This window comes from Paenibacillus sp. p3-SID867 (genome assembly GCF_025142895.1).
Lineage (GTDB): Bacteria > Bacillota > Bacilli > Paenibacillales > Paenibacillaceae > Paenibacillus_AQ.
Map to the genome: position 1 here is coordinate 199,402 of NZ_JAMBDM010000005.1, position 24,975 is coordinate 224,376.

Below are 24,975 nucleotides of genomic sequence, written 5' to 3' on the forward strand. Positions count from 1 at the left end.
GTCAATCCCCCTTTTTAATATACGAAAATGATGAAACGTCTTAGATGATTAGTCCAAGTATATAAAAGGATATAACGCTTACATAGGGGATATAATTCAGTCCATAGAGGGACAAAATTCAGGATTTGCCCGATACTCCGACGGGGTTTGTCCCGTCCATTTCTTGAACAGGCGGTTAAAATACTTAATATCCTCATAGCCGATTTCATTCGCGATTTCACTGATCTTGGCTGGCGTTTCCCTTAACAGGTGCATTGCTTTTCGCAGTTTGGCCTGGGTCACGAATTCGATATAGTTCTGTCCGGTTTCCTTCTTGAACATCTCGCTGAAATAATTGGGGTTCATATGAACATGCTTGGCCACTTGTTGGAGAGACAAGCTCTGTCCCAGATGCTCATGAATGAAGGAGATCGCTCGCTGGACGGGACTTGTCGTCGACACCATGTCACGGTACTCCTTCATGATGAGCCCGAGTGAATCGACCAGCACCTTCTCCGGATTATTGGTCAACTCGCGGATATCGTACGTCTCTTCCACTTTCACCGGACTGGTATAGCCAATAGACGTCGCAGCCCGTATAAGCCAGCGCTGTGCCGAGACGATCAGGGAATGCAGGTAAGCCTGAACCGAGCCAGGCGTTGCCTGGCCCTGACTTTGGATGCGCCGAAGCAAATCCGTCACCCATGCCTGCAAGTCGGCGGATTCTCCCGAACGCAGCAGGGATGACATCTTGGTTTCTTCCTCCATCGAACAGACCGTGCGGATGCCTGTACGTCCTTTGATATCTTCATAACGGATATGCCGTTCCGATTGCAGCAGCCATTCGTAGGAGCTGGCCTCTACCGCGGTAGCCAGCGCAATGTGCAGCTCCCTGGCGTTTGCGACCCGTCGGCCGCTGGCAGCCGTGATGCGGCAGGCGTGCGTGGATTCCATCTTCCGCAGAGCGGAATCTACCCGCCCCCAGCCATGATTCGGCTCTGCCCGCACCAACAGAAGCAAGGAGCCGTTCCACTCCAGCCACGCGCATTGCAGCTCTTCGGCCAACTCCGTGCCGATTAATCGATGCAGTTCGCTAACGTTAGATTGTTCCTCTTCTTCTGGATGCAGCGGATATACCGACAGTATCCAGATCTGCAGCACCGAGCCGTTCGATTCCAAACGCAGCTCCGGGTATCGCTCACACAATTCGGCCTCGGCATGCTCGTCCAGCGGAGTGCCGGAAGCAAGCAGCCTTCTCAGGAAACCCCGGCTGACTACCAACTCCTGCGCCCTTCCCTTCGCTTGTGTAAGCCTGCGCTGTAACAAACGCTCTCTTGCTTGGACAGCAGCCTCGATAATTTCCCCGGGCCTGCTCGTCTTCAGCAAATAGTCACTTACGCCTTCCCGCATGGCCTGCTGCGCATATGAGAATTCATCATATCCCGATATCACAATGATTTCGATCTCGGGATACTGCTGCTTGACTTCATGTGCCATATCCAGTCCGCTCAAGCCTGTCATGCGAATATCGGTAAAAATAATTTCGGGCATTTCAACGGGAATACGCTGAAGGGCTTCCTCCGCTGAAGCCGCGGGCGTCAGCACCGTAAAGCCGTTATCGGCCCAATTGATCACTGTACTCAGACCATTTCGAATGATTACTTCATCATCAACGATCAGTACCTTCATTGTCGCCATCCCCTTTGCTGGATAATTCAGATTGTTGAATTTCAGGTAAATCAGGTATTGTAAACATCACACGCGTTCCGGCTCCTTCCGTACTCTCCACACGCAAGCCCGCATCCTTGCCGTAATGAAGGAGCAGCCGTTTATGGACATTTCGCAGCCCGTAGCTTCCGCGCGGGGTCTGCCCCTTCTCGTACTGCAGCGGATTCTCAACCAGCTGATCCTGAAGCCATTTCAGGCGATCCGTCGTCATTCCGATGCCATCATCCTCCACCACGAAGTGGATCCCTTCAGGCTCGCGGTGCCCGCGAATCGTAATCGTCCCCATCCCGTCACGGCTCAAAATACCATGCAGCATGGAGTTTTCAACCAACGGCTGCAGCAGCAGCTTTAACATGGTGTGCTGATACAGCTCTTCCTCCACATGAACCTCAAACTTGAACTTTTCCGGATAGCGGATGGTTTGGATATTCACGTAATGACGGACATGCATAATTTCCTGCTGAATCGTGCAATATTCCTGCCCGTTATTGAGGCTGAACCTCAGGAAATCACTGAGCGATCCCACCATCTCGGCAATTTTCACATCCTGGTTCATCAGCGCCAGCCAATGGATGGATGACAGCGTATTGTAGAGGAAATGCGGATTGATCTGCACTTGCAGCGCATGCATATCCGCCTCCTTCTTCAGCGACTCGTTCAGCTTCACTTCATCGGTAAGCTTCACAATTCGCGAACTGAGCCGGTTATAACTGATAATGAGCTGTCCGACCTCATCGACCGTCTTAACCGGGAGCGCAGGCAGCGGCTCCTCCGGGCTTGAGTTCTTGAGAAACTTCGTTAGCACAGACAGCGGATTCGTAATTTTCTGGATCAGGAAAAGTACCAGTATAATGGCGAGCAGGATGGCCACCGTGACCGCAACTGCCGTCAATTTGATAAAGTACTGGTTCTGGGAACGGTATTCCTGAGAAGGAATGATGCCGACCAGTTTCCAGTTCACGCTGGACATTTTCTTATAGAGAATGGTCTTCTTGTTGCTCCCCTCGCCATAGTCTATATTTCCGCTGAGCCCCTCAAACTCTCCAATCGCAGGATAATAATCTGCAAGCGTAAGATTGGTCTCCATATCCGGCGGACCGGCGATAATCCGATTATTCTCGTCAAGAAGAAGGACAAACCCGGTCTTCTCTAGAACGGCCTGCCGGAATTGATTGGCAATGACGCCCTGGTCCAGGTTGATCTGCAGGTTCCCGATCGGCTTATATTTATCCGTGCTCCGGATCGGTCTGGCCAACGTAATGACTTTCCTAACGCCTTCGAAGGTCCACTGGCGATGAACAAAGGACCACCATTTGGGATGCTGCTCGTAATAGTCAGGGACCACCTCGGTAATATTCCGGAACTCGGAGCGTACCAAGGATTTATGCGAGATTGCATCTTTGCTGCCGAGCGGTTCGACAATGATGTTGGCGATATAATCTTTGGAAAAGGCCAGGTTCGTCAAAAAATTGATAACCGTCGTCTGCTGGACATAGTTGCTCTGCTCGGTCTTCAGATAGGCTTGAACTCCGGTATGCCCGATGAGAAACAGCGAGATGTTCTCCACGTCTTTGACCATCGTATCCAGGTAAGCTTCCAGCTGCCGAAGCGTATTCATTCCTGTAATCTTGGCCTTCTCCTCCGTCAGGCTCTTGGCTATGTTAAAAGAGAAAATACCAAGAAACAGCAGCGGCACCAGCGTAGCGACAATAATAAGTAGCGACAATTTATGCTTTAGCGATTTCCCAAGCCATTGCTGCACAAAAACACCTCGTTCAAAGTCCCCATGGTATGGGCTTGTTATATTACTTGACATTGAATGCGTTTACTTTGAAATCACTCTCTTTTCCTAGTAAAAATGTGTCAGGTTTATTAACTATCTTAGAGGAATCTTTAGACTCAAGTAAATGGTAACAAAGGCCTATGAAAGGGGATGAAATCTTCTTGCATATGTTCCATATATGCCACTTCCATTCGTTCCTTTTCGGAGATCGGGGAGGGGATAAATCAGGAGGGATTGGATTAAAAAACACAAAAAAAGGGCGCCGCATCGCCCTTTTTACTAGAAAGACCTATCATTCTATCAAGATTAATGACTTCTTGTTCAAGTTTATACCCTCTTATTGGATATGCGTTTATATGTAGTTCTAAAGTTCCGTGTGCAATAAGCGATTACTTCTCCTACTCTTCCAGACTGTATTCGATGCTATCCACCACAAACCGGTTCAACTCTTCTTGAAATCGATACGTTATTTGCAGATCCCCTGCAAAACCGGCCGGACTTATGCTCCCTGCCGCTTCCGTAACAAGCCGGCCTTCCGCTAGTTTGTGCCTGACGACGGCCCCGAAGCCAACCTTATCATACAAGTAGCTTTTATCCTTGGAATCATCCTCGACCCTTTGGACATACTCCTTCCCGTCGATCACAAGCTTGATAACAAAGTGATCCGCATACTTCTCGATGTTGGATTGCACATGGCTCAATACCGCCTGCTCCAATGATTCGATAGGGATTTCCTTCAGAGTCTCTGCGTCGACTACATGCATCTCCCCCATGTAAAGACCCGTGCCGGTCCCGTCCACGTAGAACACCACAACATCAGGCTTGCCATCGCCTGTCACATCCTGATATTGAATGACGGGTTTACGCGTACCGTCCCCGCCGTTCCAGTCTTCAAAGACCCGCTTCCTTCCCTCAACCTCGACCACCATGCCTTCATATCTTCCGTATTTCGTTGCGCTTACCGGATACAGCTTTACATCCCCGTTCTCCTCCGCCGTTGACACGTCGACATCCGGAGTATAGATGTAAATCATTCTCTCCTTCGTATCCCAGCCTACTTCTGCATCGTACAGCTCCGCTATAAATCGGATCGGAACCATAACGTGGCCATCCTTTAACGCTGCGGGAATGGATAGTGAATATGCCTTTCCTTTTCCCTTCGCCTTCAGGCTTCCCATCTCTAATGTGACTTGATCGGCACCTGTGTTGACAGTTACCGTCTTGTTTTTGTTGTTCCAGTGAAGCTCCATAGGTTTCATGTAGTACTTCATAACGCGCAAGGGTACCAGCGTGGTCTGCTTCACGATGACGGGATTAACATCCGTCGTAACAATCCAATGATTGATGTTTAATTCCATTTCCTTCTTGGGTGCAGCTTCAGCCTGAGCCTGTACGAAGGTACTCATCAGCATCGTGGCCGCTATAGCGCTGCTTACTGCTATTTTTGTCCATTTCCGGGTGATCATGTTCTCTAAATCTCCTTGGTTTGTAATATTCGGTAATGCTATATAACTAAAACGTATCGTGACCGGGGTAGGTTCGTTCATATCCATAAATGATATAAATACTTCCTCTGTCGTCCCCTTCCTGCCGGGCATCCAATCATTCACCCCATTCCATGTCAAAAATCATGACCACGCCCCTTCTGTTATGTTAGAATCAGATATGATTGTTATATTATGGAATAAGGAGTTCCAGGTTATCATTCCGGTTCCGGGAGAACCCTGCAAGGAAAATATTGAAGGGAGGCGAGCCATATGAGTATAATAGGTAGTTCCAGTTCCATGTTTAATTTATGGCCCATGTTGATCTTAATCATAAACGGACTTTTTATGCTGCTTGGTTTGTATGCATTGTATCTGCTCATCAAACTTTTGATTCGCGCCATAACAGCTGTCGAACTCTACATCGATGAGAAAAGAAACCGGCGGTTGTGAAGGTGAACTTCAGTTAATTCAGGGTTGAAACCACTGAATCTCCTATGGTAAAGTCTAGGCAACCAGAAATGAAAGGGTGAACCAAAAGCCAATGATCTACTAATCCTGTCCCAAGCATTTGGAAAACACTTCGATTTCGATACGAGGTTTTCGGGATAGGATTCGTGCGGCTTTTTTATATGTAACAGGTGGATGTTTGAGACTTCTACATGAAAGTCCGCATCTTTCTTGTTCATATTAGCCTCCTATTCCGAAATCTCGGAGTGGGAGGTTTTTTCTACTTTAAAAACACCAATTGAGAGAATGGAGATTATCCATGACAGGCACTCATCCAAACATCCAAGACTGAAGACTGAACCTCCCCGATTACGGGCAACCGGAGCGAGAGACATGTTTACGCTCAGACAAATGATGAATCCGTCTTATAAAGCATTCCTAACAACTACTTTCTAAACAGGAGGCATGTTTGCATGCAGATCGCCGCACAGGAATACAAGACAGCGAATCGGGAATCGGGACCTTATGGTATTACGGCAAGACAAGATGGGACCATATGGTTCACGGAACAAAAAGGAAACCGGATCGGACGGCTCACCAAGGATGGGGATATGCGCACGTTCGAAGTGCCGACTCCGGATGCCGGGGTCATGTCCATCCTCTCTGCCCATACCGGTGACCTCTGGTTTACGGAGTACAAAGCGAATAAAATCGGAAGAATGACAATGGAAGGAACATTTACGGAATTCGAACTGCCTGAAGCCAATTCGTCCCCTTACGGCCTGGCGGAGGGTCCGGATGGAGTCATGTGGTTCACCGAGCTAAGCGGCAACCGAATCGGAAGGATAACGCCGGCAGGCATTATTACGGAATATGACTTACCATGCGAAGGATCGTACCCTTCCTATATTACAGCCGGTCCGGACGGCGCGTTGTGGTTTACGGAAAACCAGAACAACTGCATCGGCCGAATTACGGTGGACGGGAAGATTACCGAATACCGAATTCCAACAGAGCAATCCGGGCCGGTCGGCATCACGACAGGTGCCGATGGCGCTCTATGGTTTGTTCAAATCAATGGCAATCAAATCGGTCGAATCACAACGGCCGGGGAAATTACGGAATTCAGGCTCCCGTCCGGGAATGCCAGACCCCATGCCATCACGGCGGGCGTTTCCGGGGATCTATGGTTTACCGAATGGGGAGCCAATCAAATCGGACGAATTACCTGTACCGGGGACATTACCGAGTATCCAATCCCTACCCCCTCCGCAGAACCTCATGGCATAACCGTGGATTCCGGCGGCGAGGTCTGGTTCGCCGAGGAATGCGATCAGATCGGCCGGTTTACGATTCAGTATTAGGTTTAGGGCGAAAACATATTGCTCCGCCCATAAAAGAGAGCCCGTGCAGCCTGCTGCCGGGCTTTTCCAGCGAGAAGCTGCCCTGACTTGTTTCTTCATCTATGGGAATGTGATAGATTAAATGGATACTTAGAATTATTTCTCTTAGGAGACCGTCCGATGATGAACTCAAATGAAACGTTAGATGATATACAATGGCAGACGCTGATTCAACAAACCGCCGGATTTTTCAGCGATTTGACCATTAAACGGGGATTTCAGTATTACAAGCAAGGCCGTGTCCACGCAAGCGAGCCGGCGGATGAGTCCGGTGTGGTCGAGGCTTCCGTGGATGGAACGGAAACCTATCGTACCAAGCTTCATCTTCACTCCCTGAGCGACAGCAAATGCAGCTGTCCCGTTAAGGATGGCTGCAAGCATATGGTGGCTGTTCTGCTTGACTATGCTCAACTTCAGGGTCGTTCCATTCACGCCCTGGTTAATGCGCATTCCACCACATATGCTTCCACCTCTTCGTATGACCGAAGCGAGTCCGGCTTCAGCCCAGCGCAGGACCGACCGTCTGCCGGAGCATCAAAATGGAGAGTCAAGGCGGACCATTTGCCCGAACTGCCGATCTCCGCATGGCATGAGCTGTTCGAAGTTTGCACGGCTTCGCTGGGAACGAATACGCAGAATTCGTTTTACGCCAAAAATGCGCTGGCTTCCCTCCATCACATTAAACCACCGCTTCCGCCGGATCTGGATCCGTTATACGAGCTTCATGCGCATCTCTTCATTCTCGAGAAGCTCGTCAAGCAGCCCGCCAGTGCCTGGAATTCCTCCGGCTCCTACATCGGCTATCATACGCAGGTGGCAGCGGATCATATCCTGGCCAGAATCGAGCGCATCTTCCACGAAGGGCTGGAGGTCAGCGAACATGGTGAGGCATTCAGGGAGCGGCTGACCGAGACCATTTCGTTTGCCCGGCGGAGCATGCTGAGCGAGCCGCGGAACCGCAAATTTTACGCCCAGGTCTATATGCAGCTCTGGATGTACTGGATCTATCCGTTTGCGAAAAGAGACAGCAGCTTCATCCAGGCGGAGTTAGAGCAGCTGCAGGCAGCTGAAGCCGAATTCGGCAGCAGCCTTTCACGCGCCTCATGGTATATGGCGCAGAGCCTAATGTCCTTCTATCTCGGAGAAGACGAATCGTCCTGGGACCTGATCAGGCAAGCAGACAAGGTCAGCAGCCTGCCCCCGGCTTCCGTCCTTGGCTTCTTCGACATGCTGCATTCAGGGCAGCAATGGGACCGCTTGGCCCGCTGGCTCCCGGAGATCGGCCCGCTGCTTGGCAGTCACCGCAACGAGCATCTCAGCAGCTATCAATACTACTGGGATGCCGTCATAGAGCATTTGCCCGAGGAGGCTGAACGGATGTGGAGCAGTCTTGCCGACATGCTTCCTTATTCGAAGGACATCTATCAGAATGCATTGATCACGCACGGCAGATGGCGGGAATGGATCGACTATCAACTAAGCACAGGCCGGGAGCCGCTGGAGCTCCGGGTCAGCGAGCTGGCACCGATCGAGAAGAACGCCCCCGAGCTGCTGCTGCCTTTTTACCATCAGGCCGTCGAGCGGTACATCCTTCATAAGAACCGAGCCGGCTATAAAGCAGCCGTCAAGCTGCTCAAACGGTTAGCCAAGCTATATAAAAAGCTCAAGCAGCAGGAGCGCTGGGATCTGTTCATTATCTCGTTATCTGTACGAAACAGCCGGCTTCGCGCATTCCAGGAAGAGCTGCGGAGAGGAAAGCTGATATCATGAGCAGACACACTGAAACCATCACGGTCCACATGGCGCTAAGCGAATACGGAGATGCCGTCATATACGGCTCTACGGTCATGCAGGGTTATGTGTCCGGACAATACCTGAAGCACCGTTTATTCGCGTGGCACGAACCTTCCTTCTACGGAATAGAGCTTACCGTTCAATCCGTTCAGGACATGGAAGTGGTCATCCTGCCTTCCGAGCAGGTCATACCGTTCTTTGCGGATGGACGGCTGCTCGAACATATTGAATGGGTATGGGACGAGGATTGCCTTCCCTTCATTGAACTTGCGCCTTCGCTGGCAGCTTGCATTCAGGATAAGCAATATGCCCCGAGCTTGAGCGCCTTCAAATCGGGCAAGCTGCAATGGATCTGGGATACAGAGGCGTTCACAGCGGAAGAGCAGCCCCGTCTGTCCCTGTTGAATGCTGATGAGATATGGAATGAAGGCTTGCGGGCAGCGTTCTCCGCCGCCGTTCAAGACCAGTGTTACGGCAGCGAAGAGGCGGCGGCTGACCTGCGCAGAGAATACCCGCTTCTCTTCTCGCGGAACCGCACGGCAGCCGAGGGCATGGACGACAAGTCATGGCTGATCGCCATCGGATGGCGACCGGATACCGCTCCATTCCGGCCGCTGCTGCAATTGTTGGAGCCTGATGAAGAAGAAGCCGCATGGCGTCTTCGTCTTGTATTGCAAGACAAGCAAGACGCCGCGGCGCTTGCAGCCGTTCGTCTTGCTGAAGACGGGCAGGCATATGGATCGTGGCCCGAGACATGGACACCCCATATCAAGGAGCGGTCCCCCGGCTGGCTCCAAGGATTGCAGGCAGCACTGCCGGCAAGAGTGCTTCACGCTCCGGCTGAAGACGTGCTCGGTAGACCGCTGTCCGACGAGGCCGCATGGCAGTTCCTGACCGACGACAGCCAGCGGCTGCTCCAATCAGGCTGGCTGGTCCTGCTGCCCGCATGGTGGGAAGCCGCCAGCAAGAAGAAGCCCAAGCTGCGGGCGAAGGTACGCTCGGGCGAGGGCGAGAACGCCGAGCGAAGCAGCGGCGGTTCCCTGTTCGGTCTGGACGCGCTGGTCAATTTCGATTGGCGCATCGCCATCGGGGAAGCTACCCTTTCCGAGGCAGAATTCGCCGAGCTTGTTGCCCGGAACGAACGGCTGGTACGGTTCCGGGGGCAGTGGATTCCGCTGGATCCCGCCCTGGTTGCCCAAATCCGCCAGATGATGGCGGGCGTAGACCGTGAGGAAGGCCTATCGTTTCAAGATATTCTGCACCTTCATCTGCTCGGGAACAACGATGAGTCGGAGCAGACGAAGCAGGATTCGGAGGAAACACAGGATCCGCAGCGGATCAAGCTTGAGGTGGAACTGAACGAGCACCTCGTGAAGCTCATAGGCCAGCTCGGCCGCCAAAACGAATGGCCGAGCCTCCCTGTCCCGGCTGGGCTGAAGGCCGAGCTGCGGACTTATCAGCATGACGGCTTTGCCTGGCTTGCCTTTTTGCGGCGTTACGGGCTCGGTGCATGCCTTGCCGATGACATGGGTCTTGGCAAAACCGTGCAGTTTATCGCCTACCTGCTGCACGTGAAGGAGATAACGGTGCAGCGGGAAGAAAGACGCCTCCCCTCCCTGCTGATCTGTCCCACCTCAGTGCTGGGCAATTGGCAGAAGGAGCTTGAACGGTTTGCCCCGTCGCTCCGGGTCATGCTGCACTACGGCGGGAAACGCAGCAGCAGCGAGGATTTCTATCATGAGGCTTACCAAGCCGATATTATCCTTACCTCTTATGCTACGGCGACGCTTGATCAAGAAATGTTAAGAGACATGAAGTGGGAAACGATCGGCATCGACGAGGCCCAGAACATTAAAAATGCGGACACCAAGCAATCCGCTGCCGTGCGGAGCTTTCCGGCAAGGCATCGCGTCGCGCTGACCGGCACACCGATTGAGAACCGGTTATCCGAACTGTGGTCCATCTATGACTTCATCAATCCCGGATATCTTGGAAGCCTGCGGGCGTTCAATCTCCGGTTCATCCAGGCCATCGAAAAAGACAAGAACGAGCAGCGCACGGCCGATCTGCAGAAGCTGATCAAGCCCTTCATGCTTCGGCGCAAGAAAAAGGATCCCTCGATTCAGCTCGACCTGCCGGACAAAAACGAGATGAAGACTTATATCCATCTTACGGCCGAGCAAGGCGCGCTTTATGATCAGACCGTGAGCAGTCTCCTGGAACGCATGCAAAAGCTTGAGGGCATTGAGCGCAAAGGCGCCATTCTGGCAGCTCTGACGCAGTTCAAGCAGCTCTGCGACCATCCGGCTCTGCTGACGAAGGAGCCGCTCCCGGAACTGCCGGGAGGCGGCGGCTTGCTTGATACCGAGGCCGTGGTCAACCGTTCAGCGAAGCTGGAGCGGCTGCTGTCCATGGTGAAGGAACTGCGGGACGAAGGCGAGCGCTGCCTGATCTTCACCCAGTATATCGGCATGGGCGAGATGATGCGGCAGGTGCTGCATCAAGAGCTGGGTGAGCCCGTGCTGTATTTGAACGGCAGCACGCCGAAGCGGACGCGCGACCGCATGATCGAGCAGTTCCAATCCCAGACCCTGCCGCCCGAAGAGCAGCCGAATGTCATGATTCTCTCCATCAAGGCCGGCGGCGTAGGTCTGAATCTGACCGCGGCGAACCATGTGTTCCACTTCGACCGCTGGTGGAACCCCGCGGTCGAGAATCAGGCGACCGACCGCGCTTATCGGATGGGACAGACCAAGGATGTCCAAGTGTACAAGTTCATCTCCATGGGGACGCTCGAAGAGCGGATCGATGAGATGCTGGAGAGCAAGCAGCAGCTGAGCGATCAGGTTATCGCAAGCAGCGAGGGCTGGATTACCGAGCTGTCCACCGATGAGCTGAAGGATCTCTTCACGCTGCGGCGCGACTGGGCATAATCTCGGCTATCAAGGAGTAAACGGTCAGGCTAGCATGGTTCTCGGGCCCGAAGGGGTGAAGCACAGCGGAATGCCTGAGGAATTTCTGGGCGGCTTCCAGATGCAGCTCTATAACCATTAAATAGTAGAAAGCCCCGTGTGCGGACACGGCCACTGAAAAACTTGCCATTTTTCGGAGGCACTGAGCCAACACGGGGTTTTTGTTATTTGGAGGAGTTTAATGCTTAGCGGGATTTCGTTTTGTTTACGCGCATGAAGCTTGTATGACTAAGGATTCTAAGGTTCAAACCAGTTGAAGTCCAGTGTCTTGGGTAATCCGGTTCAAACTTAGAGACTCTCGCTTACGAGGATAATCCGACTCAACTTAAGATACTCTTGCTTAGAAGGTAATCCGACTCAACTTAAGATACTCTTGCTTAGAAGGTAATCCGCATCAACTTGAGATACTCTTGCTTAGAAGATAATCCGCACCAACTTGAGATACTCTTGCTTAGAAGATAATCCGCATCAACTTGAGATACTCTTGCTTAGAGGGTAATCCGCCTCACCTGCGCAAGATAGTCAGTACCAGAATGTCGGGCCTGGTAGCAGGTCAATAGGTGGCGATACCATTCATAACCGGACACAGAATACGTTATTTAGGAAAAAATCCACCTTTTTTTAACTCGAACGGACCCTAGTTCCGTTATTTGCTCCAAAAAAAGAAGCAAACGCCGAATATGAGCCCAATAACGTACCTAGTGTCCGCTAAGTTTGAAAATATGGCGTTTTCTCATAATATAGCGGAACTGGAGTCCGATAGGTCGGGAGCAACAAGTAGTAGATGACTTCAAGAACAGTAAGTGTCGGCGCAAAATCCGCCTCACCTGCGCAAGATAGTCAGTACCAGAACGTCGCGCCTGGTAGCAGGGTTATAGGCAGCGATACCATCCATAAACGGACACAGGATAGGTTATTTAGGAAAAAATCCACCATTTTTGAACTCGTACAGACCCTAGTTCCGTTATTTACTAAAAAAAACAATGAAAACGCCGAATATGAGCCCAATAACGTACCTGGTGTCCGCTAAGTTTGAAAATATGGCGTTATCTCATAATATAGCGGAACTGGAGTCCGATAGGTCGGGAGCAACAAGTAGTAGATGACTTCAAGAACAGTAAGTGTCGGCATGGATTCCGCCTCACCTGCGCAAGATAGTCAGTACCAGAACGTTGGCCCTGGTAGCAGGTCAATAGGTGGCGATACCATCCATAACCGGACACAGAATACGTTATTCAGGAAAAAATCCACCTTTTTTGAACTCGAACGGACCCTAGTTCCGTTATTTACTGTAAAAAACGATGAAAACGCCGAATACGAGCCCAATAACGTACCTGGTGTCCGCTAAGTTTGAAAATATGGCGTTTTCTCATAATATAGCGGAACTGGAGTCCGATAGGTCGGGAGCAACAAGTAGTAGATGACTTCAAGAACAGTAAGTGTCGGCGCGAAATCCCTACTCTTGGTGCAGCAAGTGCAATCGGAACTGGAGTCCTCTACTTCAGGCGCGGCTTGTGTAACAGCAACGAAATCCCTACTCTTGGTGTAGCAAGTGCAATCGGAACTGGAGTCCTCTACTTCAGGTGCAGCTAGTGCAACAGCAACGAAATCCCTACTCTTGGTACAGCAAGTGCACACGCCACTGGAGTCCCTTACCTCAGCGCATCAACAGCAAGCAGCAACCGAATCCTACACCGGGAGCAACAGGAGCAGCCAGCGCCGCCACTCCCCTCAATAGCATCACCCAGCCCTGCCACTCCCCTCGATAGCGTCATCGGCCCCCGCAAATCCCTTCTATAGCATCACCGGGTCCCACTCCCTCCGCTACTTCTCCTCCATCAGCTGCCGCAGCTTTGCTTCCGTGGTCGTATCCGGAGCTGGCGTATAAATGCTGCACCGCAGATCATTATTTCCGTACACTTTGAGCGACGTGAGCTCATATACCATTTTCCCGGCCTTGGCATGCCGGAATTCCAGATGTACTTCCGGGGCGTAGCTGACCTGGCTCTGCTCCCACATCCGATTGAAATCCGGATGCCCTTGCTTCATCTCTTCCAGAAAACGGTCATACCACTCATCCTCGACATATTGACCGTAATAGGATCGGAACATCGACAGGAAGCCGCTGGCGAACTGCTCCCAATTTACCGCCAGCCGCTGAAACTCCCTGCGGGTGAAAAGCAGCCGGATCATATTCCGCTCCTCGGGCGGAATACGGTCAAAATCAAGGAACACATACGCAGCCGCACGGTTCCATCCCACGATGTTGCACATCCGATCCGATATCATGACGGGGCAATATTTCAGCTCGGTGATGATTTTTTGCAGAGACGGGCTGATCTGCACCGCTTCTTGTTTGACCGTATAAGGCTCCGCCCCGCTCTCCAGCGCCAGAGAATACAGATATCTTCGCTCATCCGCGTTCAGCTGTAGCGCATTGGCGACGCAGTCCAGCACGGACGACGACACCTGGATGTCGCGTCCCTGCTCGAGCCAGGTGTACCAAGTGGTGCTGACACCCGCCAGCTGGGCCACCTCTTCTCTGCGCAAGCCCGGTGTCCTTCTTCGTGACCCGGGCGGCAATCCGACGGACTCGGGCGAGATTTTGGCACGCTGTCCTTTCAGGAAAGCCGACAACGCTTGGAGTCTAACCTGGGAATTCATCTTATAAGCCTCCTTCATCCAACTAAGGATAGCAGTATTTATACTAGGATAAACGGTATCTTGTAATAGGATACTACACGTGACATTATAACCTTAAGATTGACAAGTTATAAAGTCTTAAAGGAGGCTGTTGAACCATGGAAAGAGTCGTTATCACCGGTATGGGCGTCATATCGCCGCTGGGCCATGATGTTGAGACGTTCTGGTCCCGGCTTGTACGAGGAGAGTCCGGTATTACACATATAGAAACTTTGGACACATCAAGACAGAAGGTACAAATAGCAGGTGCCGTAAAGGAATTCGACGCAAACGCGCTGTTCGGCGCCAAGGAAGCCCGGCGTATGGACCGCTTCTGCCAGTTTGCTCTGGCTGCGGCGGATCAAGCCATAAGTCAGTCGGGACTCGATCTTGATCAGATCGATCATGAGCGGATGGGGGTCTACGTCGGCTCCGGAATCGGCGGCATCCAGACCCTGATGAATCAGAGCGGCACGCTGTCATCGCGGGGGCCCGAACGGGTCAGTCCAACCCTGGTACCCATGATGATTCCCAATATGGCGGCCGCGCTCATCAGCATTAAATACAAGGCGCTGGGCTCCACGCTGGCCCCGGTTACGGCATGTTCGATCGGCAATACCGCGATCGGCGAGGCTTTCTTTAACATTCAGGCTGGCCGGTCCGACGTGATTATTGCGGGAGGATCTGAAGCGGCGTTGACCGATATTTCGCTGGCCAGCTTCGCGAACGCAACCGCCCTTTCATCCCGCAACGATGAACCGGGCCGGGCCAGCCGGCCGTTTGATACGGACCGGGACGGATTTGTCATGGCGGAAGGTGCCGGCATCCTCGTTCTGGAGTCGCTCTCCCATGCCTTACGCAGAGGCGCCGTCATTCTGGGCGAGGTCATCGGTTACGGTGCCAGCTCGGATGCCTATCATATGGTCGCCACGCCGGAAGACGGCAACGGCGCGGCACGGGCGATGAAGCTGGCCCTGACCGAGGCGAACCTCGCCCCAGCCGACGTGGATGTCATCAGCGCCCATGCCACAAGCACGGTCATCGGTGACCGTTCGGAGACAGCGGCCATTAAGCAGGTGTTTGGCAAGGAGGCGTATCGCATTCCGGTAACGGCGAACAAGTCGATGACCGGACATATGCTGGGCGCATCCGGCGGCGTGGAGGCCATCGCCCTCGTGAAATCCTTGCAGGAAGGCGTCATACCGCCGACGATCAATCTGGAACATGCCGATCCGGCATGCGATTTGGATTACGTACCGAACCAGGCGAGAAACGCCGAGCTTCGGATTGGCATGTCGAATTCCTTCGGCTTCGGCGGACATAATTCGGCGATTGTTATCCAGAAATATGAGCACGAATAACCCATGCGTCCCGGACCCCAGTGAAAACTGGGGTCTTTTTCTTGTTGCGATTCTGGAAGGCTGGGCTGAATAATGAGACAGAAACGCATATAAAATTTTTTTTCGTAGAATCAAACTTTTTGCAAGACTCGCACGTCTTGCTTCCGTAAGTCAATTGCAATTGATGGTTACCCGCGCGGGCCCAAAGGAGTGTCATATTTACATGAGAGGCGGCCGGAAGCTTGAGAAGCTTCTTATCCAATGCATAACCGAACATCAGGACAGCGCCTACCGGCTGGCATACAGCTACGTTAGAAATAAAGAGGATGCCCTCGATATCGTTCAGGACGCGATCCACAAAGCATTTATATCCATGGAAAAGCTGAAGCAGACGGGTTCACTAAAAAGCTGGTTTTTCCGAATTATTGTAACAACCTCCCTGGATTTCATTAGAAAACAGAAAAAAGTCCACGTCATGGACGACGAGAACCTGGAGGTTATATTACCCGGCAGCCATGACCACTATCCGAATCTGGATCTGGCCCAATCTTTGGAGGAATTACCCGACAAGTATCGGGTCGTCATCATACTCCGGTTTTTTGAAGATATGAAGATTGACGAAATTGCCGAAGTGCTCCACGAGAACGTCAGCACGGTGAAAACGAGATTATACCAAGGATTACAGAGACTGCGGGTGAACTTAAGCGAGGAAGATCAAGAGGAGGCACAACGATAATGCATGACAAGCTGAATAGGATGAAAGAGCAGTACGAGAGCACTCCTATTCCTGACGAACTAAGCTCGATTGTCAACAAGACCATAGCAACCAGACGAAAAAAAAATAGAGCGCTGCCCTGGCTCGCTAGTAGCGCAGCTGCATGCATCCTACTGTTCGCCGGAGTGAATACCAGCCCTGCCTTGGCCCAGGCCATGTCCGATGTGCCGGTTCTGGGCCATATCATCAAGGTGATCACCATCCGTGAATATGCCGAGCAAGACGATAACACGGAAGTGCATATCGAAACACCCGGCATTGCCAACCTAGGAAATACGGAGCTTGAGCAAACCCTGAATAACAAATACCTGGAAGAAAACAAGAAACTGTATGAGAACTTCAAAGACGAAGTGGCCCTGTTAAATAAAGAAGGCGGCGCGCATCTGAGTCTTACTAGCGGTTATGAAGTGATTACCGACAATGAACAACTGCTGACGCTTTCGCGTTATATTGTCGAATCTGCTGGAGGCTCTGCCGAATCCAGAAAATACGATACGATCGACAAGAAGAACCAGATGGTGATCACGCTACCGAGTCTGTTCAAGGATGATCGTTATATCCAGGTCATCAGCGGCAATATCAAGGAGCAGATGCGCTACCAGATGCAGAATAATTCGGACAACATCTACTGGGTGGAGCAGCCTGGCGTGGAGTCCGATGCACCAGAGGATCTGTTCCACACGATCGCCAAGGACCAAAATTTCTATATCAACCAAGACGGCAAACTGGTCATCAGCTTCAATGAATACGAAGTTGCACCCGGCTATATGGGCGTCGTGGAATTTACGATCCCAACAGAAGTAATCGCAGACCATCTCGTCAGCAGCAAATACATCCGATAGATCAAGGCGAATGCAGATCACAAATAGTAGATATCAACCATATACATGGAGGTAACATAACATGAAAAAAACAATGAAGCACACAACCCCAATCACCAAAACCCTGGCGGCTGCCGGATTAGCGGGCATCCTGATGATCTCCGCTTCGGGTCTGCCATCCGCTCATGTCCATGCCGAAACCAAAGCTGCAGCGAGCACGAATCGGGTGACCGCTCCAACCGTTGCCCCGCAACTGATAACATCCAAAACGCTGCAATCCAAGCAAAAATGGCTGGAAACCAATATTAAGATCCCTGTATTACAAGGTTTGACTGACGCCAAATATCAAGACCAGTTGAACGACATTATCGAATCCCATGCCTCCAAGGATATGGACAAATGGGAGAAAGAAGCGGCGGAAGCTGCTGCAAATGCACAAAAGAACGGCTATACCATGCACCCTTATCATCTGAACATCACTTATGAGCTCACATCGGATGGTAAAGACGACAGCTTGATCTCCCTTAAGGTCATCACCGAAGGCATCGGGATGAACAATGGCGATCCCCGCGTGGATACGTACAACTTCACGAACGAAGCCGAAGCACAGCGCGTGACGCTTGAAGACCTGTTCGGCAAGGATTACAAATCCATCGTGGATCAAGCGGTCAAAACGGCGATTGCCGCGGATCAAGACCATTACTTCGCGAACGAAGACGGGTTTCAAGGCATAGACGCGGAGCAAGCCTTCTATGTCGCGGACGGAAAGGCCTATATCGTATTCCAAAAATACAGCATTGCCCCTGGAGCCACAGGTACACCGGAATTTGCCGTAAAGCTGCCGGGTAAAGGATCCAACATAAAGCCTGCTGCAGCCGTGTTGAAATCAGGCGCTTATTACAAAGATAACAACGGCAAGCTCATGGTTCAGGTATCCGTGCTGCGCCAGCTGCAGTTCAATGTCAAGTGGAACGGCAAGAGCAAAACCACGGAAATCTCCAAGGGAGCCGTCTGGAGCGCGGTGAAGCTGAACAAGGATGCTTACACTTTGGGCAAAATGGCCCCACGTTCGCTGGGTTCGGCTCCTGTCATGAAAAAAGGCCACGTCTATGTTCCGCTTGCTTTCCTGACAGACGTTCTGAATCTGAATGCAGATCAGAGCAAGCATGGCCAGATAACGGTGACCGCTGCAAAATAATAGATCCACCCTATTTAACATCTGCGCCTCCTGCACACGATCTTTCCACAGGCAGGGACAGCACAGCATACGGTAAAAAAGAGGCCCTCTCCAACACGGAGACGGCCTCTTCATATTTTCATGTTAAGTTAAAAACGTTTACCTCAAGCGAGGCCTTCCGCTGCCTGTTATAGTGCAGCAATCCGTCAACAATACCCCAACGACAATGCTTCTCCAGCCTTGCCGCCCCATTCATCATCCATCAGATACCGAGCTTGAACCCTTTCTCCCTCATAAACAAAAGTGAAGCGATAATACACTTCTTCATCCTCGCAAATCTCAAAGTACAGTGCATATCGCGCTGCTTGCAGCGGAAGCTCAATAGCGGCGTCCGACATGACCGACAACAGCTCCAGCTTCCCGGGATCCAGAACGTCAAACGGCACGACCATCCGCCGCTGCGCTTTCGGATCTTCGATGAACGCCTCTTTCAAGGCCAGCTTCACCCAGGCGCCGAATGCATCATCAGGGATAGGATCAAAGGTGAGATAACCGGGATGTATGACAACGCCCTGCTTGATATTGGTTTCTCCCCATTGGCACAAATCCTCATCAAAGTCCCGTGAGCGGACTTGGATCTGATGGTGCGAAATAGTGAGGTCCACCTCTTGAGTCATTTTCGTATGCTGCATATGTAAAACACCTCGCTTTTTAGATACCTGCATTCTATTTAAGCCGCTCCAGATGGAGCGTGGCCAGCCTGCGTTCCTTATCCACCTGGACCCGCATGCTGATGCCCAGCTTCTCCTCGAACAATCGGGTGACATTCAGATACTTGTCCTCTACGACTCCCGATCCTCCTTGGCCGTTGGAACGTGTCATGCCTGCGGTGATTATTTCTTTCACCATCTCCCCATCCGCCTTGGCGTCCGGATCATATGTAAATATCGGCTCTTTACGGTCATTATAAAAGATCATGTTCTGCCGGCATTCCTTTGCGTTCACATACTCTTTTTGCGTCTTGATATAATCGTTCTCCAGATGGCCATACTGGACCCTCCCTGCCAAGAAAGGATTATCCTTTGAAGCCTCCACCTCGAACTGCCCATATGCCAATTGATACAGCATGTTGAGGTCAGACCCTTCCAACCTGTAGTACAACGGACGAAGTTCCCCTTGTTTATCGGTTGCGGCAAAGCCGGCCAGCAGCGGCCAAGCATCTACTTGTTCACCATCCACATCAACGGCCAGCTGGTATTTGGCCAGGACCACCTCATTCTGAAAAAGCCCATACGTGCGCCCAATAAAGTAACCAGGTATCAACAACGTGGCTGCCACCAGTATGATCACTCCCCAGAGGACCCGCCTGCCTTTCATGCTGTCACCTCCCCTCGCAAGTCCTTCTCTTCAGATGACCCGCACAAGCGACGCTGTTGCAAGCATCAGGAGGCTTCGTGGCGTTCCATCAGTAGCCCACCTCTTCAATATCGGTGCGCAGATTGCGGTTTGACGCCTGAAGCAGCTCCGTGAAGGAAGGCGCGATATAATACACAAAATCAGGATCATGCACGTACATGATGATCTGCCCGGACGTTCCCGGCTCAGCCGGATCGAAATCCAGCATCAGATACAACGACCCGCCTGCCATCGTGGCAAACGGATACCAAGCCTTGTGAAACAGGTACGGCTTAATCTCCGGATCCAGCTGCTGTATTTCCTCCGGACTGTAATACGCATCCAGCGGTTCATCCCGTTCGCAGAAATAAGCTTTGACCTCCCTCATCTCATCCAGGCTCATCAGATAAAACGGCGTGTATTCCCCATCCCCTTCATTACCGGGGTAGAGCACGTGAAACCCATATCCGCTGCCGTTCTTCTTACTGTAAAACGAACGAAAGTCCTGCGGCAGCTCGATCCCGAACTCCGCTTCAAAAAGTTGAAATTGGTCAGGTGCCGCCCCCTCCAATTGTTTATATTCATCCAGCAAATCCCGAAGATCTTCGGCGACCTTCTCCTCCAACTGCTGCTCAAGCTCGAGCATCAGTCTATCCATGACAGCATTCATAAAATAACCTCCGTTGATTGCATGTTCACTCAAAGCCGAGTGCTTCCTTTTACTAAAAAGTATATAGAACGCTGCAATGAAAACAACATGTCCTGCGGCATGCAAAAAAAGGGACAAAATCCCTCTTGAGATGTTCGTTTTGGTTCTTTTATGAAAACACCCTGGGGGATTTCTGGCTGCTGAAGCGCAGCTATTTCATGACCGGAATCAGCTAATTCGATACCAGGGATAGGCCATTGCGGGACAGAGATAGCCCGTTCTCCTATCGGAGGATTAACACAAGAATGCCGCACTGCAGATATAAAAATCCACCGATGCGGCCTTCTGGTTTATATGGATATGCTAAATCACATCGACAAACTCCAGCTTCCCAAAACGCGAAGGAATATGGTAATTCACCTCACCGGTCGGGCTCCATGCCTGATATTCCCGGTTTCCTTCGGTGTCCTCATCAATGCGGTAAAAATTCACGTTCCAGCTTCGTCCCGCTTGCGGAGGATTCTTGAAGGTCGCAGCCGGAATGCGAATTTCATAAATCAAATTCCCCTTACCGTCATGCTCTACCGAGGTTTGAAGACCGGTAAGATCCCAATGAATATCGCTGCTTGTGATCGACTTCCCTCCATCATTACGGATCAGGGCGTCAAATATAATATTGTTCGGACTCACCTCAAGCTCGATATATTCCATTCCCGTTCCTGCTTCGTCTATAAACAATTCCACGACATCCTGTTCATACAGCGGATCATCCCGATGCTGGTACTCCGATACGATATGAGAATCCTGGCAAACAAACCGTACATAAAGGTATTCGGAGCTCCAGCAGGCGCGAACCTCGGTCGCTTCCTTTGCAGCAAGCCCGGTCACGGTATCGCTCAGGGCTACCGCTTCATACCGGTTCCAATCGATGTTCCCACGATGCTCTTCCTGCTGGATGTATAGGGCGGGCTTGCATGAGTAAATTGCCGTATAATGCATGATCATCCCTCCGAAAAAAATTCAATGGTTAGTCTATCCTCTATGATAAGACATACAGATTCGGTTAGCTATTCCATGGTAAGAATAAAGAACATAGGGGAAATCCCATCTTTTGCTCTATGTCCCCATAGTGAAAATAAGCGCATGCTGTGCTACAATAATAAAATTGCAAACTCTAGGGAGGGTTATGGATTCGCCATGCTCATAATTGGTATCGCCGGCGGCACCGGATCGGGCAAAACGACGGTTGCCCGCTCTGTCATTGACCGTCTTGGTTCAGATAAAGTCACTTTTATTTCGCAGGATAACTATTACAAGGATCATAAGGAGCTCAGTTTCGAGGAACGCGAAGCGATTAACTATGATCATCCGTTTGCCTTTGACAACGAACTGCTTGTCGAACATCTCGGCATTTTGAAAACCGGACAGCCCGCATTCGCACCGGTGTATGATTTTACCGCCCATGCCCGTTTCACGGATCAGACCATCGAACTGAAGCCGAACAACATCGTCATCATTGAAGGCCTGCACGTGCTGTCCGATGAGAATCTGCGCAAGCTGCTTCACATTAAAGTGTTTGTGGATACCGATCCCGATGTACGCCTGCTTCGCCGGGTCGTACGCGATATCGAGGACCGCGGCCGGACCATCCAGTCGATCCATAATCAGTATCTGACAACCGTCAAGCCGATGCATGAGGCGTTCATCGAACCCTCCAAGAAGTACGCCGACCTGATCATTCCCGAAGGCGGAGAGAATGAAGTCGGCATTCGCCTGCTCTCCATCTTGACCGAGAAATATTTGACCGGCGACCGCACATTGTCGGGTGAATCATAGGACAAGCCTGCGTATCAGCAGTTTGGCAGCATGGAAAAGCCCACAGGACCTTTTAATTATAGGTCTGTGGGCTTTTTGGTGTTATCCGTGTCAATTGTGTTAGTATTGCATAACTCACTCGTCATGTTTGCGTTCTTCCGTTTCCACGTTTGTTGGGTTTCTGTGTTCTTGCCTTCCGGAGGGTTCGTTCCATGTTCGTTCCATGTTCGTTCTCGGTGTTCTTGCTTTCCGAATTGTTGCGTTCTCCGCGTCTACTGCGGTTTCCTGCGTTTACTGCGTTTGCTGCGTTTACTGCGTTTGCTGCATTTCCTGCATTTCCTGCATTTTCAATGCCTCTTGTGTCCCCGCTCCTCTCAAAACGTTCAGCTCCCTCCGCTTAAGCCGTCAAACGTGCGGATCGTAATCCGCAACCACCAGCACATCCATATGCCTTGCGCTTCTTAGCAGGCCCCGGATCATTCTCCGCTGGGCGTACAGCTTCCATCCGGCCATCTGCGGCTGCCCGATAATCAACTGGGTGGCCTTGACCGCATCTGCTGCTGCGACCAATTGAGAAGAAACGGCGCGGGTTGGCCCCTTGTTTACCGGCAGCACAGTGAACGTTCCCCCGAGACGTTCCGTTAAAGTCTGAAGCGCCGTCAGGCGCTGTTCGTCATCAAGAGGCAGACTGTGATGCCGCTCCAGAGGGAATGCCACATACCAGGCCGCTTTCAGCCGATGGGCGATCCGGAAGCCGCGGCGAATGAGCCGCTCTCCCTGGGGACCTTCACCAAGTATGACATAGATAATCTCCTCGCGCCGCCACGGCCCCCGCAGCGAACTGCTGCGCTGCCATGACTCCAGTCTCTCGTCCACATCATCCGCAATTTCTCTTAAGGCAAGCTCTCTTAAGGCAATGAGATTTCCCGTCTTAAAAAAATGTCCAAGGGCTTGCGGGATTTTCTCCGGCGCATAAATTTTCCCGTCCTTCATCCGCTGCCGCAGCGACTCCGGCGTGACGTCGATGAGCTGAACCTCATCGGCCAATTGCAGAATATGATCAGGCACCGTCTCGCGAACACGAACGCCGGTCATTTGCTTGACGGCATCATTCAAGCTCTCCAAATGCTGCACGTTCATGGTCGTAATGACGGAGATGCCGGCCGACAGAATATCCAGCACGTCTTCATACCGTTTCTTGTGCTGGCTTCCGGGAACATTCGTATGCGCCAGCTCATCCACAAGAACCACGTCAGGCCTGCGACGAATGATCTCATCGGTATCCATCTCCTCAAGGCGTGATCCCTGGTAGTCCATCTCTTTGCGCGGAAGAACCTCAAGATCACCGATCTGTGATCGCGTATCCATCCGGCCGTGCGTCTCCAACAGTCCGGTAAGAACGGCCAACTCCTTCTTTAGCAGATCATTGCCTTCGCGCAGCATCGCATACGTCTTGCCCACGCCCGGAGCAGCCCCGATATAGACTTTAAACCGCCCGCGCTTGACCTGCTCCATCTTCCGGTCCAGCTCTTGCTCATTCAATCGGTGAAACGAATCGGAGGAAACTCGCCGCGGATGGATCTGCGCCGGGATGATCCGTTCTCCGTCATGCGCCGCCCGATCTGCCACAATAAATATATCGATCCCGCGCGTTTTCTTCAGCAGATCCTGAAGGAGCGAGCCCTGCCGCATCTCTTGCGGGCGGGTCTGCTTCGAGTGACCCAGCACAATGCGGGTCACATGGTGCTCCAACGCATATTGAACAAGCACGTCGGCCAGCTTCCTACGCGAGCGGAGAGGAAGCTCTTCAAGCTTGACGCCGATACGCTCCGACAGTTTCAGCAAAGATCGCTTGAAGGCCGCCTGCTCTTTCGTGAGCTCTAACCTCGGATTCACAAACGTAACGGCCATAAGCTCGCCGTTCAATCTCTTCGCGATCTGCTGTCCGCGCCGCATATAAATGGATCCGTTCCAATGATACTGGGTGGATACCAATATTCGCTCATGGGCTCCCGATGGGCCGACCAATCCCCGTTCCTTACGGTGCCGCTCCAGCGAGTGGTTTACCCCTTCTGCTACGAGGCGAAGCGTTAGCTCCCGAAGCACGGCCAGATTACCCTCCTTCCATACGCTGCCATCCCCGAGCAAGCCGCCTTGTGCCCGCTCCAGCATCGTTTCAGGCGTTACATCAATGAGCACCACCTCGTCTGCGTTTTCTAGCGTATCGGCAGGAACCGTATAACTAGCCTTAATGCCTGTCAGCTTGACTGCAATACCCTGGACGTCCTCCAGCTCATACACATTGACCGTCGTGATGACGCTAATCCCCCGGCTTAACAGAAATCGGATGTCATCCAGCCGCGTGGCATGCTTCGCCCCCTTCCGGTTCCGGTGGGCAAGCCCATCGACAAGTACCACCTCCGGGTTGCGCTGCACCAGCAGATCCAGATCAAGATCCTTCTTCTTTACGCCGTTCTCCACCCAATGGATGCTGGGCACCCGCTCCAGATTCCGGACCTGCTCGACCGTTTCCGGACGCTGCATCGTGGATACCGCGCATATGACAACATCGATGCCTTGCAGTCTCAAGGTATGTCCTTCGCGAAGCATATGATAGGTTTTTCCCGAACCGCTTACGGCCCCGATATATACCTTAAGCCTTCCATGGTGGAGCTTCGCAATCGACCTTAAAATTTCCTCCGGTGATTTTCTCCGAAACGGGTCCATG

General features: G+C 51.8%; 18 protein-coding genes. 9 read left to right on the forward strand and 9 right to left on the reverse strand.

From position 1 onward, the window contains the following. Window positions 1–96: 96 nt before the first annotated feature. The 3 genes from M4D81_RS12655 to M4D81_RS12665 form a co-directional block, all read right to left on the reverse strand. On the reverse strand, window positions 97–1,668 hold the full coding sequence (locus M4D81_RS12655; protein WP_260066658.1) for a response regulator transcription factor: 1,572 nt from the start codon (window positions 1,666–1,668) through the stop codon (window positions 97–99). Further along, a complete protein-coding gene (locus M4D81_RS12660) occupies window positions 1,649–3,469 on the reverse strand; it encodes a cache domain-containing sensor histidine kinase (RefSeq protein ID WP_260066659.1) in 1,821 nt (606 codons plus the stop codon). The genes M4D81_RS12655 and M4D81_RS12660 overlap by 20 nt, the downstream gene beginning before the upstream one ends. A gap of 419 nt (window positions 3,470–3,888) precedes the next feature. Continuing rightward, window positions 3,889–4,956 (reverse strand): copper amine oxidase N-terminal domain-containing protein, encoded by a 1,068-nt coding sequence (locus M4D81_RS12665; RefSeq protein WP_260066660.1) that lies wholly within the window; start codon window positions 4,954–4,956, stop codon window positions 3,889–3,891. Window positions 4,957–5,897: 941 nt separating this feature from the next. On the opposite strand from M4D81_RS12665, the gene vgb(C) reads away from it, so the two are divergent. The 4 genes from vgb(C) to M4D81_RS12685 all read left to right on the forward strand — a co-directional run bounded on the left by vgb(C) (window position 5,898) and on the right by M4D81_RS12685 (window position 13,142). Further along, window positions 5,898–6,788 carry a streptogramin B lyase Vgb(C) gene (gene vgb(C), locus M4D81_RS12670; RefSeq protein ID WP_260066661.1) on the forward strand — a complete coding sequence of 297 codons (891 nt, stop codon included), beginning with the start codon at window positions 5,898–5,900 and terminating at the stop codon, window positions 6,786–6,788. A gap of 159 nt (window positions 6,789–6,947) precedes the next feature. Beyond that, entirely contained in the window at window positions 6,948–8,597 is a 1,650-nt protein-coding gene (locus M4D81_RS12675) for an SWIM zinc finger family protein (protein WP_260066663.1), read from the forward strand. Further along, on the forward strand, window positions 8,594–11,554 hold the full coding sequence (locus M4D81_RS12680; protein WP_260066665.1) for a DEAD/DEAH box helicase: 2,961 nt from the start codon (window positions 8,594–8,596) through the stop codon (window positions 11,552–11,554). Before M4D81_RS12675 ends, M4D81_RS12680 begins: the two co-directional genes overlap by 4 nt. 1,459 nt (window positions 11,555–13,013) lie before the next feature. Beyond that, window positions 13,014–13,142: a hypothetical protein gene (locus tag M4D81_RS12685; RefSeq protein WP_260066667.1), complete on the forward strand. Its 129-nt coding sequence runs from the start codon at window positions 13,014–13,016 to the stop codon at window positions 13,140–13,142. Window positions 13,143–13,417: 275 nt separating this feature from the next. Here the strand turns inward: M4D81_RS12685 and M4D81_RS12690 are convergent, their stop codons facing one another. Next, window positions 13,418–14,257 (reverse strand): helix-turn-helix transcriptional regulator, encoded by an 840-nt coding sequence (locus M4D81_RS12690; RefSeq protein WP_260066668.1) that lies wholly within the window; start codon window positions 14,255–14,257, stop codon window positions 13,418–13,420. A gap of 137 nt (window positions 14,258–14,394) precedes the next feature. On the opposite strand from M4D81_RS12690, the gene fabF reads away from it, so the two are divergent. The 4 genes from fabF to M4D81_RS12710 all read left to right on the forward strand — a co-directional run bounded on the left by fabF (window position 14,395) and on the right by M4D81_RS12710 (window position 18,409). Continuing rightward, window positions 14,395–15,636: a beta-ketoacyl-ACP synthase II gene (gene fabF / locus M4D81_RS12695; RefSeq protein ID WP_260066670.1), complete on the forward strand. Its 1,242-nt coding sequence runs from the start codon at window positions 14,395–14,397 to the stop codon at window positions 15,634–15,636. A 202-nt stretch (window positions 15,637–15,838) separates the two neighbouring features. Then, complete coding sequence (locus M4D81_RS12700) at window positions 15,839–16,351, forward strand: RNA polymerase sigma factor SigV (RefSeq protein ID WP_071219118.1); 513 nt, start codon at window positions 15,839–15,841, stop codon at window positions 16,349–16,351. Further along, window positions 16,351–17,232 carry an anti-sigma-V factor RsiV gene (gene rsiV, locus M4D81_RS12705; RefSeq protein ID WP_260066672.1) on the forward strand — a complete coding sequence of 294 codons (882 nt, stop codon included), beginning with the start codon at window positions 16,351–16,353 and terminating at the stop codon, window positions 17,230–17,232. The genes M4D81_RS12700 and rsiV overlap by 1 nt, the downstream gene beginning before the upstream one ends. A 61-nt stretch (window positions 17,233–17,293) precedes the next feature. Beyond that, window positions 17,294–18,409 (forward strand): DUF3298 domain-containing protein, encoded by a 1,116-nt coding sequence (locus M4D81_RS12710; RefSeq protein WP_260066674.1) that lies wholly within the window; start codon window positions 17,294–17,296, stop codon window positions 18,407–18,409. A 185-nt stretch (window positions 18,410–18,594) separates the two neighbouring features. Here M4D81_RS12710 and comJ read toward each other — a convergent pair whose 3' ends face one another. The 4 genes from comJ to M4D81_RS12730 form a co-directional block, all read right to left on the reverse strand. Beyond that, the gene (comJ, locus tag M4D81_RS12715) at window positions 18,595–19,080 is read right to left on the reverse strand and encodes a competence protein ComJ (RefSeq protein ID WP_071219121.1); all 486 of its coding nucleotides are present in this window, start codon (window positions 19,078–19,080) and stop codon (window positions 18,595–18,597) included. Between the two features lie 34 nt (window positions 19,081–19,114). Next, window positions 19,115–19,765, reverse strand: coding sequence for a hypothetical protein (locus M4D81_RS12720; protein ID WP_260066678.1), 651 nt, complete (start codon window positions 19,763–19,765; stop codon window positions 19,115–19,117). Window positions 19,766–19,853: 88 nt separating this feature from the next. Further along, complete coding sequence (locus M4D81_RS12725; RefSeq protein ID WP_260066889.1) at window positions 19,854–20,453, reverse strand: SMI1/KNR4 family protein; 600 nt, start codon at window positions 20,451–20,453, stop codon at window positions 19,854–19,856. A 342-nt stretch (window positions 20,454–20,795) separates the two neighbouring features. After that, window positions 20,796–21,431 carry a carbohydrate-binding family 9-like protein gene (locus M4D81_RS12730; protein ID WP_260066679.1) on the reverse strand — a complete coding sequence of 212 codons (636 nt, stop codon included), beginning with the start codon at window positions 21,429–21,431 and terminating at the stop codon, window positions 20,796–20,798. A 198-nt stretch (window positions 21,432–21,629) separates the two neighbouring features. Here M4D81_RS12730 and udk point away from each other — a divergent pair, with 198 nt between their 5' ends. Further along, window positions 21,630–22,268 carry a uridine kinase gene (udk, locus tag M4D81_RS12735; RefSeq protein ID WP_071219124.1) on the forward strand — a complete coding sequence of 213 codons (639 nt, stop codon included), beginning with the start codon at window positions 21,630–21,632 and terminating at the stop codon, window positions 22,266–22,268. Between the two features lie 384 nt (window positions 22,269–22,652). Here the strand turns inward: udk and M4D81_RS12740 are convergent, their stop codons facing one another. Next, window positions 22,653–24,974 (reverse strand): histidine kinase, encoded by a 2,322-nt coding sequence (locus M4D81_RS12740; RefSeq protein WP_260066890.1) that lies wholly within the window; start codon window positions 24,972–24,974, stop codon window positions 22,653–22,655. Between the last annotated feature and the right edge of the window lies 1 nt (window position 24,975).

What these genes read in the sequence shown, in the direction of transcription:
- M4D81_RS12720 (WP_260066678.1), bottom strand. Translation starts at nt 19,765, where the DNA reads ATGAAAGGCAGGCGGGTCCTCTGGGGAGTGATCATACTGGTGGCAGCC.
- comJ (WP_071219121.1), bottom strand. Translation starts at nt 19,080, where the DNA reads ATGCAGCATACGAAAATGACTCAAGAGGTGGACCTCACTATTTCGCAC.
- M4D81_RS12740 (WP_260066890.1), bottom strand. Translation starts at nt 24,974, where the DNA reads ATGGACCCGTTTCGGAGAAAATCACCGGAGGAAATTTTAAGGTCGATT.
- M4D81_RS12685 (WP_260066667.1), top strand. Translation starts at nt 13,014, where the DNA reads ATGACTTCAAGAACAGTAAGTGTCGGCGCGAAATCCCTACTCTTGGTG.
- rsiV (WP_260066672.1), top strand. Translation starts at nt 16,351, where the DNA reads ATGCATGACAAGCTGAATAGGATGAAAGAGCAGTACGAGAGCACTCCT.
- M4D81_RS12725 (WP_260066889.1), bottom strand. Translation starts at nt 20,453, where the DNA reads ATGAATGCTGTCATGGATAGACTGATGCTCGAGCTTGAGCAGCAGTTG.
- M4D81_RS12730 (WP_260066679.1), bottom strand. Translation starts at nt 21,431, where the DNA reads ATGCATTATACGGCAATTTACTCATGCAAGCCCGCCCTATACATCCAG.
- M4D81_RS12710 (WP_260066674.1), top strand. Translation starts at nt 17,294, where the DNA reads ATGAAAAAAACAATGAAGCACACAACCCCAATCACCAAAACCCTGGCG.
- M4D81_RS12675 (WP_260066663.1), top strand. Translation starts at nt 6,948, where the DNA reads ATGATGAACTCAAATGAAACGTTAGATGATATACAATGGCAGACGCTG.
- udk (WP_071219124.1), top strand. Translation starts at nt 21,630, where the DNA reads ATGCTCATAATTGGTATCGCCGGCGGCACCGGATCGGGCAAAACGACG.
- fabF (WP_260066670.1), top strand. Translation starts at nt 14,395, where the DNA reads ATGGAAAGAGTCGTTATCACCGGTATGGGCGTCATATCGCCGCTGGGC.
- M4D81_RS12655 (WP_260066658.1), bottom strand. Translation starts at nt 1,668, where the DNA reads ATGAAGGTACTGATCGTTGATGATGAAGTAATCATTCGAAATGGTCTG.
- M4D81_RS12665 (WP_260066660.1), bottom strand. Translation starts at nt 4,956, where the DNA reads ATGATCACCCGGAAATGGACAAAAATAGCAGTAAGCAGCGCTATAGCG.
- M4D81_RS12700 (WP_071219118.1), top strand. Translation starts at nt 15,839, where the DNA reads ATGAGAGGCGGCCGGAAGCTTGAGAAGCTTCTTATCCAATGCATAACC.
- M4D81_RS12690 (WP_260066668.1), bottom strand. Translation starts at nt 14,257, where the DNA reads ATGAATTCCCAGGTTAGACTCCAAGCGTTGTCGGCTTTCCTGAAAGGA.
- M4D81_RS12680 (WP_260066665.1), top strand. Translation starts at nt 8,594, where the DNA reads ATGAGCAGACACACTGAAACCATCACGGTCCACATGGCGCTAAGCGAA.